Annotated in this window: 16 protein-coding genes; all 16 read right to left on the reverse strand. The window is 65.1% G+C overall.

Translation table 11 applies throughout. The features are described from left to right. The coding region (locus JI664_RS23235) for a hypothetical protein (protein WP_207016175.1) at nucleotides 1–370 on the reverse strand (370 nt) is incomplete at its 3' end. Further along, nucleotides 367–2,535 carry a hypothetical protein gene (locus tag JI664_RS23240; RefSeq protein ID WP_207016176.1) on the reverse strand — a complete coding sequence of 723 codons (2,169 nt, stop codon included), beginning with the start codon at nucleotides 2,533–2,535 and terminating at the stop codon, nucleotides 367–369. The genes JI664_RS23240 and JI664_RS23235, both read right to left, overlap by 4 nt. After that, the gene (locus tag JI664_RS23245; protein ID WP_207016177.1) at nucleotides 2,532–2,843 is read right to left on the reverse strand and encodes a hypothetical protein; all 312 of its coding nucleotides are present in this window, start codon (nucleotides 2,841–2,843) and stop codon (nucleotides 2,532–2,534) included. Before JI664_RS23245 ends, JI664_RS23240 begins: the two co-directional genes overlap by 4 nt. Before the next feature lie 17 nt (nucleotides 2,844–2,860). Further along, nucleotides 2,861–3,220, reverse strand: a complete 360-nt coding sequence (locus JI664_RS23250) for a hypothetical protein (protein WP_207016178.1) — start codon at nucleotides 3,218–3,220, stop codon at nucleotides 2,861–2,863. After that, a complete protein-coding gene (locus JI664_RS23255) occupies nucleotides 3,220–3,669 on the reverse strand; it encodes a hypothetical protein (RefSeq protein ID WP_207016179.1) in 450 nt (149 codons plus the stop codon). Before JI664_RS23255 ends, JI664_RS23250 begins: the two co-directional genes overlap by 1 nt. Before the next feature lie 17 nt (nucleotides 3,670–3,686). After that, the gene (locus JI664_RS23260; protein WP_207016180.1) at nucleotides 3,687–4,130 is read right to left on the reverse strand and encodes a hypothetical protein; all 444 of its coding nucleotides are present in this window, start codon (nucleotides 4,128–4,130) and stop codon (nucleotides 3,687–3,689) included. Continuing rightward, nucleotides 4,130–4,480, reverse strand: a complete 351-nt coding sequence (locus JI664_RS23265; protein WP_207016181.1) for a hypothetical protein — start codon at nucleotides 4,478–4,480, stop codon at nucleotides 4,130–4,132. The genes JI664_RS23260 and JI664_RS23265 overlap by 1 nt, the downstream gene beginning before the upstream one ends. Before the next feature lie 35 nt (nucleotides 4,481–4,515). Further along, nucleotides 4,516–4,839, reverse strand: coding sequence for a head-tail joining protein (locus JI664_RS23270; RefSeq protein ID WP_207016182.1), 324 nt, complete (start codon nucleotides 4,837–4,839; stop codon nucleotides 4,516–4,518). After that, on the reverse strand, nucleotides 4,836–5,165 hold the full coding sequence (locus tag JI664_RS23275; RefSeq protein WP_207016183.1) for a hypothetical protein: 330 nt from the start codon (nucleotides 5,163–5,165) through the stop codon (nucleotides 4,836–4,838). The genes JI664_RS23270 and JI664_RS23275 overlap by 4 nt, the downstream gene beginning before the upstream one ends. Beyond that, entirely contained in the window at nucleotides 5,165–6,199 is a 1,035-nt protein-coding gene (locus tag JI664_RS23280) for a major capsid protein (protein WP_207016184.1), read from the reverse strand. Before JI664_RS23280 ends, JI664_RS23275 begins: the two co-directional genes overlap by 1 nt. A gap of 10 nt (nucleotides 6,200–6,209) precedes the next feature. Further along, nucleotides 6,210–6,581, reverse strand: coding sequence for a head decoration protein (locus JI664_RS23285; protein WP_109535211.1), 372 nt, complete (start codon nucleotides 6,579–6,581; stop codon nucleotides 6,210–6,212). A gap of 1 nt (nucleotide 6,582) precedes the next feature. Then, complete coding sequence (locus JI664_RS23290) at nucleotides 6,583–7,047, reverse strand: hypothetical protein (RefSeq protein ID WP_207016185.1); 465 nt, start codon at nucleotides 7,045–7,047, stop codon at nucleotides 6,583–6,585. A 16-nt stretch (nucleotides 7,048–7,063) separates the two neighbouring features. Next, nucleotides 7,064–7,963, reverse strand: a complete 900-nt coding sequence (locus tag JI664_RS23295; RefSeq protein WP_207016186.1) for a S49 family peptidase — start codon at nucleotides 7,961–7,963, stop codon at nucleotides 7,064–7,066. A 16-nt stretch (nucleotides 7,964–7,979) separates the two neighbouring features. After that, nucleotides 7,980–9,554, reverse strand: a complete 1,575-nt coding sequence (locus JI664_RS23300) for a phage portal protein (protein WP_207016187.1) — start codon at nucleotides 9,552–9,554, stop codon at nucleotides 7,980–7,982. After that, the gene (gpW, locus tag JI664_RS23305; protein WP_109535215.1) at nucleotides 9,551–9,757 is read right to left on the reverse strand and encodes a gpW family head-tail joining protein; all 207 of its coding nucleotides are present in this window, start codon (nucleotides 9,755–9,757) and stop codon (nucleotides 9,551–9,553) included. Before gpW ends, JI664_RS23300 begins: the two co-directional genes overlap by 4 nt. A 1-nt stretch (nucleotide 9,758) precedes the next feature. Then, nucleotides 9,759–11,813 carry a phage terminase large subunit family protein gene (locus JI664_RS23310; RefSeq protein ID WP_207016188.1) on the reverse strand — a complete coding sequence of 685 codons (2,055 nt, stop codon included), beginning with the start codon at nucleotides 11,811–11,813 and terminating at the stop codon, nucleotides 9,759–9,761. Nucleotides 11,814–11,915: the final 102 nt, after the last annotated feature.

Raw genomic sequence — 11,915 nt, forward strand, 5'->3', positions numbered from 1 at the left:
CCGGCGTGATCGTGTAGCGCCCCGGCAAACCATCGAGGCGCAGGCTGACGCCGTCCGCATTGAGCGCAGCAATGGTGATGGTCGTACCATCGAGCAAGATCCCGCCCGGGTCAGCGGCCGGCCCATTACGAAACGGGTCGAATACGTCGATGCGCTGACCCGGACGGCGCAGGCGCGACAAGGCAGATCGCCACTGATTGGCGGTGGCCGGCAAAGCCGTCGCCAACTCGACGCGCGCCGTCCAGAGCGGATCGCCAAGACTGGCTGGGATAGTGCCGCCACCGGCGGGGCGATTGAACTCCTGCGGCTCGGTCACGTCGAAAAGGCAGCGGCGGACAGGCAGCAGGCGCCACGTCGTTTCGTCGATCATGGGCGCAACCTCGGGTCCGCTGAAAAGCGCATGATCTGGTCCGGTGTCGACTGAGCGATGACGCCCATTCCTTCCTGAACAAGCTCGACTGACTGGTTGCCAGCTTCCTGCAGAATCTGGCCCACCAAATCGGGGCTGAGCTCGACCCTCATCTTGGAAGTGCCACCGCCGGACGCGGCCACGCGCGCCAGACGCGCCGTCTCCAGCGCGGGCGTCACCTGTGCGCCCGTGGGCAGGTTGAGCAGCTCGGGACCTTCCTCGCCCACCAGCGACAGGCCCCCGCGCCAGCTTGGCGTTCCACGCGCATTCTTTCCGAGCAGGAGACCTCCGATCGAGGACAAGAGCCCCCCGCCACCAGACCCGAGCAGACTCTGGAAACCGCTCATCAGCTGCATGCGGGCAATCTCAAGGATTAGGCGAGCGACGGCATTGCGTGCCGCATCACCGCCCTCCAGTGCCGCCGAAAAGATGTCAGCGAGGGCCTTGGCACCCCGCTCTCCCGCCTCCCGCTGACGTTCCATCGCATCGGTGAGATCATCCACGCGGGTCTGCGCCATGACCTCGGCCGCCGCCAGTTGCTCAATCTCTGCAGACAGCTCGGGGGTAACTTCGCGCCCTTCCTCCATCGCTGCGGTCAGCAATTCGGCGCGGATGCGGGCATATTCGGTTGCATCGCCGTAAGTGACACCCGACGCGGCAACCTCGGCCAGCGCTGCCGCTTCCGCCAGAAGCGCGTCGGTGCGCGCGCGGATATCTTCGACGGCGCCCGCATAGCCTTCGGGTGAGCTGCTTCCGCCGCCTCCGGAAGGCTCCGGGGGCAAATCGAAATCGATATTGCGCGGGGCGGGGCGAGGCCGAGGCGAACTTCGCATGTCGACATCGCCAGGGAGGATCGGACCGTTCGGGTCGAGCGGTTGCCCCGTGTCCATCGGCAGCGAGGCCACGGCCTCTGCAGCGGCCACTGCAACCTGCTCAAGAGCGGTCTTGAGCGTGTTCACGCGGCCGGTAAGGGCATCCAGACTCACCCCGTCCATTTCGCCGAACTGCTGGATCATCGCGGCGATTCTCTCTTCGACGCGCCCGGCCTCGGTGCGGAACTCTTCGGCGCTGATCTCACCTTCGGCGAAACGGCCTTGGAGCGTTTCCAGCTCCGTAATCAGATTGTGCAGCACTTGTTCCGCACCGATCTCGCCGGCACGCCGCAGTGCTCTCAGAAAATAGTCGAGCTCGGGCTGCGCATCAGTGATCGCATTTTGTACCTCGGCATAGGCGATGGCGATCTCTGTCAGGCCTTCGCGGGCCTCTTCCAGGCTTTCCAGATCCTCGGGTGACGCCGTCAGCTGCTCGAAGAGATCGTCGCCGAGGATCGCGCGGGCGCGCTCCAACGTCCCGAACATGTTCTCCAGCGCGTCGACCGAGGTCTCGATCCCGCCGGCGAACACCGCAACCGTGGCAGCTTGGAAGAATGTCCGGGCGCGATCGGTCAGCTCGGTGAACTTCTCATTCAGGATCGTGGCGCGGGTGATCACGTTCTGATCCAGCACAAGACCAAGATCGCGCGCACGTTGCATCGTGTCGGTGATCGCATGGGCACCCTGGTCGATCAGGGCAACGAAGCGCTCACCGCCCGCGCCGCCGAGCAGCTCGTCGAAGACGCGGATCTGCCCGGCTCGATCAAGGCTGCGCGCGCGGCGAATGATCTCCAGCATCATGTCGGACGGATCTTGCAGGCGCCGCGCTACTTCGTCCGCGCTGAAACCCAGCCGCTGAAACGCCTCGGCTGCAGCGCCGCCGCCGGTCACGGCAAATTCGTCGCCGCGCAGCGACAGTTCCTTGAAGCCGTCAATCATCGCGTCGACAGGGATCCGCGCCTGCGTTGCGACATGCGTCCATTCCTGGAACTCTTCGACCGGAAGGCCTGCGCGCCGCGCTTCATCACCGATCTGCGCCACGTCGCGCATGATGTTGCGCACGACGATGGCGCCGGCCGTCACGGTCCCAAGCGCTGCAGATGCACCCAGAATCGGGCCGGTAAGCCCCCGCATGCCCTGCGCGATCGAGGCGGCAAAGCCCTGCGATTCCTGACGCGCGCCGCGCAGCTTGTTGCTGAACTCCGCAGAATCCAGGCCCAGCGTGGCGCGCAGCCGGCCAACAAATCCGCTCACGTCTGCCCCCTCAACCGGGCCCGGTATTCTTCCATCGAAATCGTCCCCAGCTTTTGCTTCATGCTTTCAAGCGCGCGGCCCTGCGCCTCTGGCGGCAGTGGCACTTTCGGGCCCGGTTCAAGGCCGCTCAGAAAGTCGCGCAGATCATCGTGATTGGCGTGTGCGCCGATCCACGCTGCGGTCGTGGCGTCCGACAGGGCGCGCAAGCGCCGCTTTTCTGCACCGCGCAGCGCGCGCTGAATACCGCGCGGTGTTTGCCCCCAAAATGCCCCCGGATCGAACCCCGCAGCGATCCACTCGACCGCCATGCGCTCGGCCCATTCCCTCAGTCCGCCGGGGGCGTCGGCTTTCCCGACGAGGTCTCGCCGTCTTCTTTCTCGGCCGAGCCACGGTTCAGCGCCTCGGACAGTCCCTTTCGCAGGGCCTCGCCGTCCGTGCCGAGCAGATCCCCGACATGGCGAAGTGTCAGACCCGGGTGCTGATCCCTGGCAAAAGCCCAGACAAGCGCGCGGACGGCTGACACGGTGCCACCGAGGCCGGCGCTCAGTAGCTTCAGCTCGTGCGTGGGGTTGAAGCCTGCGCGCGCCAGCTCGGCTTCGAACTCGCACAAGGGGTTCACCCCGGCGAGAAGGCGCAGTTCGGTGCCGTCGCGCAACGGCACCGCGACCAGATCAGGATTGCTCATCACGCAGCGTTCGCGACCGTCGCCATGCAGCGCCATATGGCACGCATCATGACGTTGCCTTTCAGGTTTCCGATGGGCTTGTAATCCTTCAGATACGAGACACAGGTGATGGTCTTGCCGCCGACACCCACTTCGAGCAGGTGCAGCTCTTTCATGCCGGTGGTGCCGTCGCGCGCATTGAGGGCGGTCAGGGCGGTGTCACCGGCCGAGCCATCATTCAGCAGCATGTCGATCGAGAAGTCAGTCGCCGGCAGAAGCCCCGGGGCGTTTTCCTCAGCGAGACCGGGCGATGCCTGATTGGTGATGTCGAGATCGCTGGGCGTGCGATCCGGCCATTCGACATTCTGCAGGCCGGTGATCGCGGTCCAGGTGGGCGTATCGCCACGGCCAACCCGGATAGTGTTGCCGTGCGCCAGTTTCGGGGTGATCGAGTATTCGGGGGCGGGCATCGTTCAGGTCCTTTCGCTCAGGGGATGTTGCGCGCGCGGATGGTCGACGCGCCGAAGGTCAGGGTCAGGGTCCCGACACGGGGCGAGCCCGAATCGGAAATGTCGATCGCGGACGAGATCAGGGCCACGTCTCGCGTGTCGGTCATCAGCGCGTCCTCGATCGGGCCGATCAGCGCCTCGGCTGCATCGTCCAACGTGTCTTCGGCCTCCGACGTGTCGTTGCCGGGGCAGGCGATTTTGACGACGACCACCGCGCGGAACTCTTGCCCGTCGCTGTCCTGCGCGACCGCCTCGCGCTGCTCGGTCGGGACAGCGACTCCGATAACCGGAAGCGCAGAAGGATCGACCGCCTTAGACCATGCCGAGATCAGAGGACGCCCGGCGAGCACCGGAAAATCGTCGGCAGCTGCGCTCACCGCGACGATCAGATCGCGGCGCAGGGTCTTGCGCTGAATGCTCATCAGCGGTTCAGCAGAACGGCGACAAGGCCGGTGCCGCTGGTAATCGCGATCTCGCCCTGTAGATAGGCGCTGATCGTGTCGAGAGGAATCGCCCGGACGGCCCCGGCGGCAATGGCGCCGACCGCGTAGCCGCCCGAAACATCGATCGTCCCGACGCCGTCGCGCGTGACGCTGTCCGCGCCGTCGCCATCGATGACGGGCGAAATCGCGCCGGCTGTCGGGTTCCGGAGGATCAGAACCTGACGCGAGTTCTGCACATAGGTGAAGGTGTCATCCGTGCCAGTCAGCGTGGTCTCACTCACCAAGCGCTGGCCCGGGCCCGACATCGACGTTGCGGCTATGGTCGCCATTCAGATCACTCCTGTGACGGGTTGGGCTCTGACGCTCACTCGGTCGTGTCTTCGAGTTCGCAGATCAGATGCGCGTCGGCAGCGGGGGATCCCTGCGGCCAGACATTGAGGACGCGCAGCGTGCCCTGCGCATCTTCGACCAGATCCCCGCGCTTTAGTTCGGGGACGAGGTCGCGCCGAACCCGCCAGGTCGGAGAGTTCACCAGCTCGTCGACACCATCCGGGCCGATGGCCCGCACAGGCGTGCGGCGCAGGATCGACTGGACGGGGCGAGTTGCCTTGCCGGCAGGGGTGTAGGGAACAAGCGCACCGAACGTATCCGCAAGCGCGCTTGCCATGCCGTCGAAGACAGCTGTCATTTTTTGGCTTTCTCGGCGGCGTGCTTTTCTGCCTCAACCTTGGCCGCTGCTTCGGCCTCTTCGCGCTCTGCCTCGGCCTTTGCGGCAGCTTCAGCGGCTACGCGCTCCGCTTCCGCCTTTTCAGCGGCGTCCGCCTCTTGGCGCTCTGTTTCGGCGGCTGCAGCCGCCGGATCCTCGATGGCGTGCCCCTCGTAGATCAGCCTCGCCGCCTCGGGTGCCGGGAGTTTCGCCATGCCCCCAGGAAGCACCGGCGCCGCCGCGGGGTCGAGGACCAGTGCGGTGCGGGCGATCACCCGCACCATGTTGTTTTGAGATGTCCTGGCCATCACCGCACCTGCACATACATCGCGGCGTTGACCCGCGACGGCACCGGGAGCGGGGCCGAGGCGGATTCGATGAACACGCGGCTGGGATTGTGCACGCGGTACATCTTGGGCCACCAGCGCGCGGGGATCAGCGCCTCGTCGTCGAGGATAGCGCCGTAGGCCACCACGCCCTGCATCTGGCGCCGGCTGCCCAGGATCACCCCGTGCGGATGCATCATGTTCTTCGCCACCCCGCCCTCGGTGTAAGGCTGGGAATAGGTGAAGTAGTCGATATTGCCGACCGTGCCCTGATACGATCCCCAGGCATCGGTGCCTTTTGGCGATTGGAACAGATTGATGTCGCCATCGTTCTGCCGACGGTTGTCGAGCCGGTCGCGGAAGGATTGTTCGGCCACAAGCAATTCGAACGCTTCGCCGCCCATGACGCAGGTATCGACCACAGCGCCGGAATTGGTCGCCACGGTCTGCGACCAGGTGCGCAGGTTCTGCGAAGGGGAGACCCCGGATTCACCCCAGCGGGCCGTCGTGGTCAGCGCCAGCGTCTGTCCCGCTTCCCGACCGAAGCTGATCGTCGAGGTGGGGAATTCGTCCGACTGGACGGTGATCGCACCCGTCGCCAGGATCGTCGAGGCCATGGCTTCGACACGCCGCAGAACCTGCGCCTCTTGGTCCAGAAGGATCTGGCTGATCCGGTCCGCACGCCGCTCAAGCGGGCTCATTTCGCCACCGACATGTTCGCCCGGGCGAATGTCCAGCATGCTCGACGGGGTCAGCGGCGTGAGCGGTTTGAGATAAGCGGGTTCGAAGCTGTCGATCTTGAAGCCGCGCTCTGCCTGCGGAACCGCGACGCTTTCGGGATGGACGTATTTCGCCACCTCCCGGGCCATGTTCAGAACGTGGAAATCCACGCGCCGGGTGTCGAAAAGCCGAGCGCCCGGGAAAAACAGGTTCACCAAGAATTGCTGCGGTCGGTCGAGCGGCCGCACAACCTCGACGAGCTGGCGCGAGGAGTAGATGGGAGCAGTATCGGACATGGAAATCTCCTCAGGCCGGGTTGACGTTGCGAACGAACAGCGGCCGTCCGGCGGCGAGGAACGCCGCCTTTACGGTCGCTGCCGTGTGCCCCGCGCCGAAGTTGAGCTTGGCAGCGTCAACCTCGCCACTGTGCAGGATGAGCGCGTCGGCATCCGCCGAAGCGGCGGCGGCATCCGTCAGCAAGATCGCCGCCGGCTCTTCCGAGCCATCTTCTGCAGCGGCGATACTGAGGATGTACTTGCCGGTAGCCGTGATACGGCCCAACACGGCACCCCGCGTCAGGTCGGCGGCGGTGCCGATGACGGCCGCATCGGTCATGACCGGGTACGGACCGACAATCAGCCCGTTCGGATCATAGGTCGTGGTTTCCTTGAGCGGCATATCAGCCTTCCTTGTTCAGGCGGCGCGCCTGCGCGGCGGCCAGTTCCGGGGGAAGTTTCCCTGCCTGCCGTCCGGCGGCAGGGGACGGCGCCGGCGCGCTTCCACGCCCGCGCATCTTGGCGGCCAGCCCGCCCGAGCCTTGGGGAGCCACGGCCAGTGCTTTCTTCGCCTGGGCCGGCGTCATGTCGGTCTGCGTGGCGAAGTAGGCGGCTTGCGCAACCGTTTCCGGCGTGGCCGAAGAAAGGATCGTCGCAATACGGCCCCGCTCGGCAAGAATGGCACGCCGCGCTTCGTCCTGATCGGATTCGGCCGCGTCATCACCGTCCTCGCCTTCGGCCTGATCCTCTTCGTTCTCGGGTTCGGATTCCTCTTCGGTATCCTCGGCCTTGTCCTGCTCGTCGTCTTCGGTCGCGGCGCGCGACCGCTGACCCCCGCCAAGCAAGTTGGCGAAGCTGAATTTGGTCATCGTCTTCTCCTTTGTGTCAGCCGGTAGCCCCGGCCAGGTGGGTGGCGAACAGGCCTAGAGCCTCTTGCGCCGGCAGAATTGCGTCGATCAGGCCTGCGTCGAGGGCATCCGCGACGCCTTTCGGACCATCGAAAGCGCGCGCCTCGGTCGCCAGGATGTCGGCGGCGCTGATTGCGCCCCGCCGCCCTGCGGCCACGCTGTCTGCAAAGACCGCTCGGATGGCTTGCAGCCGGGCCTCGATGTCCTTCCGGGCTGTATCCGACAATGGCAGGTAAGGGTGGCCATCGGCTTTGAGCGCTCCGGCCTGCATCACGGTGGCGGTGATCCCCTGCATCTTCAGCATTTCGGAAATGTCGAAGTGAGTGGCGATCGTGCCGATATGCCCCACGCCCCCCATGCGTGGGGCGCTGATCTGATCCGCGGCGCTCGCGAGCCAGTAACCCGCCGAATAGGCCATATCTTGCACGGCTGAGATTACGGGCTTTGTCTCTCGCGCCGCCATGATCGCACCATGCGCTTCGTCAACGCCGGAGACGTAGCCACCGGGACTGTCGACAAGCAGGGCGATCCCGCTAACCGTGCTATTCTCGGCTGCGTGCTCGACCTGCCAGCAGAGTTCCGCGCAGCCGGTAGCCCAAGACCAGTTGATGATTTCCAGCTCGGGCACGATCAGGCCTCTGATCCCGATGAGAGCAACCCCGTCCACGATGGCATAGGGCGGCACTCCCTTTTCGGCTTCGGCCATCGCGGTCCAGATCCAGCGAGGACCTGCAAGTTGGGTGTTGCCGCGCGCCGCCAAGACCTTCGCGGCTCGCTCTTCTGCCCAAGCGAGGAAATCGCCTTGTGCGGCGGGCAGATGGCCGAGCAACGCGCCCGGCGCAAGGCGCGCCAGCGCAGGAGCGGGGGACGTATCCATATTCGTATTCCTTTGGTTATTCGTCCGCAGCCGGTCGCATGTCCGGTCCGGTAACACCCATGATCGTCGCGAATTTCTCCTGGGCGGGATGCATGACGCCGGCTGGCATCTGCTCGATTTCCCGCGCGATCTGCCCGAGATTGTCGCTGTAATCCGCGCCCGACAGCTCGGCCGCCTCGTCTTCCATCGTCGACAATCCGAGCGCGACACGGATCGCGGACGCTTGGGCTTCCTTGACAGGGTCGACGAAACCGCGCCCCGGGCCAATCCATTTGGCTCTCATCCAGGCACCCGGAGTTTCATAAAGCGTGGGCGCTCCAGACGGGAGGCGGACCAACCCGAGGTCTATTGCGTCCTCCATCACAGCAAGCCGGATTGGCTGGCAGAAGCGAGACGCGAACTCCTGACGCCTGGACATGAACCCGCGCCAGATCTCCACAAGAGCGGCTCGAGCCGAAGAATAGTTGACTTGGCTCCAGTCCATCGCGAGTTGCTCGTAGGACATTCCTAGCCCGGTCGCGATGCGGCGAAGAACGGCGGTTTCGAACATCGCATATTGTCCGGCAGGACGGGTGACGTTCACGCTCTCGATACTGTCGCCGGGCGCGAGGACGGGCAGGCGGACCCCGCCAAAGGTGAGGCCGCGTTCCTTCATCAACGATTGGCGAGCGTCGTCGAGTTCGGTGAACTGACCATCGGAAATCAGTTCCTGGACAGCCTCGGGTGACAGCGGGGAAGAAATGAACAGGCCGAGGATAGCGCTCAGCACTGCCGCCTGGAGCTCGACGCGCGCGTGCTTATCCTGCATTTTCATCGCGTCCATCACTGGAGCGAGGCGACTGATGCCCCGCGTCTGGCCGTCGCGGTGACGCTCGAAGAAATGCGCGACCTGCGGGCGGTACCAGGGCAACTCCCTTTCCCACCGGTCCCAAACTTGGCTCTGGCCCCAGCCGAACATTGCCAGCTCGTGCTGCCGTCGAAAGTGATACGCGACAGGAGCTCCCCATGCGTCGAGCTCGACGCCTTGGCGCATCAGCGGCGTGTCAGGCGCGTTCTGCGGATTCGACAGCAGATCCGGGTCCACGATCCTGAGACAGGTCCGGAATGGTCCGGGTCCGCCTTCGCGCCAGTGAATCACCGACAAGGCATCGCCGTCGATCATGCCGGTGCGGTAGGCCATGCCGACGAGACCGCCCCAACCCTGAGTGCGCGTGACATCCGCGCCATGAAGCGGATCGTCAGCCCAGGTACGAAATGCGGCATCCATCTGTTCGCCGATCTCGCTTGCCTCTTCGCGGCTGATCCCCAATACGCGCCAGTCCGGTCGCGCAGAAGGACGGAACTGCGCGCCGATAACGGCGTCCGTTTCGCGCTGGATGCCGCCGGCGGCAAAGCCGTTATTGCGAGCGAGATCCCGAGCCCGTGCCGTGACCGGATCGCGGGCAGCGCTGAGCTCAGAGTCCGGATGCTCGCGGTGCGGCATCCAGGCGCCGAGCTCTTGGCTCATAACATCAGCAGCATCATAGGCTTCGTGCCCGACCAGGGCGGCCAGCGCTCGCCGGTTGGACCGAAAAACGGGAGTAACGCTCACCGGAAGCGGACTCCGATTGCGCGACGGCGGCCGGTTCCAGCCTGAGCTTTCAGATCCTCGATATGACGATCGAGTGCGGCCAGGTCGGCGGGCTGGAACTTCAGTGATTCATCGCCTTGCCGCATCTCGGTGGGCGCGCGGCCGGAAATCAGATCGAGGCGGCGCTGTTCAGCGGCTTCGATCTGCTCTTGAAGGGTCGGCATGTTACCTCCTGATCAGACGCGCGAAGGCATCTTTCGAGTTCGTTGGTTTGTCGTCTTCGCTGCGCGTTGTCGTTTCGACGGGCGGACGTGGCATTGCTTGCTCAGACAGCGGGACATGCGGGTCGGCGGTAACGGCGGTGACTGTGCTTGCTGGAAGATCGAACAGGTCCGGCTGCCCCTCAGGCGGCGCAATGCCCCGTTCCAATTCCAGTTGGCCCCATTGTTGATCTGTCATCGCGGCCCAACCCTTTTTGCGGGCGGCGGCCTCGGCATAGTTCATTGTGTCGAGGCATTCGTTGCGCCGGGACGGTTCGACCAGTTCCCATTTCGACGTCATCGCGCCCGAGGACGCACGCTTCAGCACCCGGACCTCGGACGTGATCTGCCGGAAATACTCGTCGCCCAGCCCGGTCGCGAAGGCGACGTATCCGCGTCCTTCAGGATCTTCCTTCGCAAGCCAGCCGTAAAAGTCAGCCTTCAGCTGGCTCACGTTCACGACCCAGCGGCGCTTCTGCCGTTTCGCGACCCGCCCGTTTTCTTTCCGCGTCGATTGCGGCTGCAGCACCGGCCCATTCGCGCTGCTGGCACCTTTCACCGTGATAACTCGGGTGAAGGGGTGCGACTTTGCCCAGTCGAGCACGTCCGCCGTGAACGAACCTTCGTCGACGGCCATCATGTCGAGCGGAAGCTCCAGCCCCAGCGTCGTTCTCCAGGTCAATTTTAGCAGCGCGTTGAGCGCCGAGCGGCCCTCTTCGTCGCCGATGTAATGCGGGATCACCCGATGCTCGACGACCCAGCGGCGCAGGTTCCTACCGAAGGCGACGATCGAGACCTCGATACGGTCCCCCTGGAAATCGACGCCGGCGGTCAACAGGACCCCCGACGCGGGGACGCGGCCCAGCGGCAGCACCGTCTCGGGTTCTGCATTCTCGACGCGGTCGCGCAGCTTCTCCCAATCCGGTCCCTTGCTCGCCTGCTCGTATGGAAGGCCCAGCACATCGTTCCAGAAGGTCTGTTCGGTCTCTACCTCGACCTTGTCCCGGGCTTCCTCATCCGTCTCGACCCGGGCCTGCACCCCGGTCCAGCCCATGACCTGCGCGTATTCGACCGCGATTGATGCCCAGTCGCGCTGCGGCACGTAGGCCCGCCACAGGTGGAAACCCGGATGATCGCCGTGCGGGTTGTGCGCAACCCAGTCTCCTGCCGCCACCATCGCGCGCTTGTCGGCGTGGTTGATGACGGCGCCGCAGGAATCGCAGCTGAAGCACGCCGCCCAGAGGCGCTCGGGGTCGAGGTTCTTGCGGAAATTCTCCCAGGTCAGTGGCGCGCGGTGCCCGCAATGCGGGCAGGGCAGGTGGTAATGCTGCTGGTCCGAACGTTTGAACGCTCGGGTCACTCGGCAGGTGCCAAGGATCTGCGGCGTCGAGATCCGCACGATCTTGGCTTCCTCGAACCCCGAGGCGCGGCTTTCGGCCAGCTTCTCCGGGTCGCCCTTCGACGTCATCTCGAACTTCGCGACATCGTCCATCAGCACGAGACGGCGCGTCGTTCCGGCGAGGTCGTCGGGCGATCCCGCGCTCACCACCTTCAGGGTCCCGTCGCGGCGAAGGGTTTCCTGGTTGTGCAGCGTGTCGGTCTGGTCCCCGCGCCCCTCGCCGAAGATCTCGACGAGGCTGGGAGCCTGCCGGCGAATCGGCATCCATTTCGTGCGGACCCATTCGGTCGCGGCCGAGCTGGTCGGGTGGACCACGAGGCTGTCGAGCGGGCCGTATTCGTGCCAAGCGGCCAGCGTCGGAATCAGGACCGAGACCGTCTTGCCCCATTGCGCCGACCCGCGCAGTGTGACTTCGCGCGAGGGATGCTCGGGGCTCAGAACCTCGTGCACCTTTCGAAGGAACGGAAACAGCGAGATGTCGAACTTGCCGGGAAAGGGCGAGCGTGCATCAAACTCGATATTGTCCGTGCACCAGCGGGTGATGTCCGGCGGCAAAGGCGGGTGCATGGCCTGCGCCATCCCGCGAAGGATGGCGGCCTCGGCCGACGACAGGAACCCCATCTCAGACCTGCTCGGCCTTCTCGGCCTCGGTCATACGAGCCATTGTCGCCAGATCCTCCAGCTGCTCGGCCCGCACGGTGCGGTGCGCCCGCCAGCGGTCCA

Source organism: Rhodobacter sp. NTK016B (assembly GCF_017303295.1).
Lineage (GTDB): Bacteria > Pseudomonadota > Alphaproteobacteria > Rhodobacterales > Rhodobacteraceae > Pararhodobacter.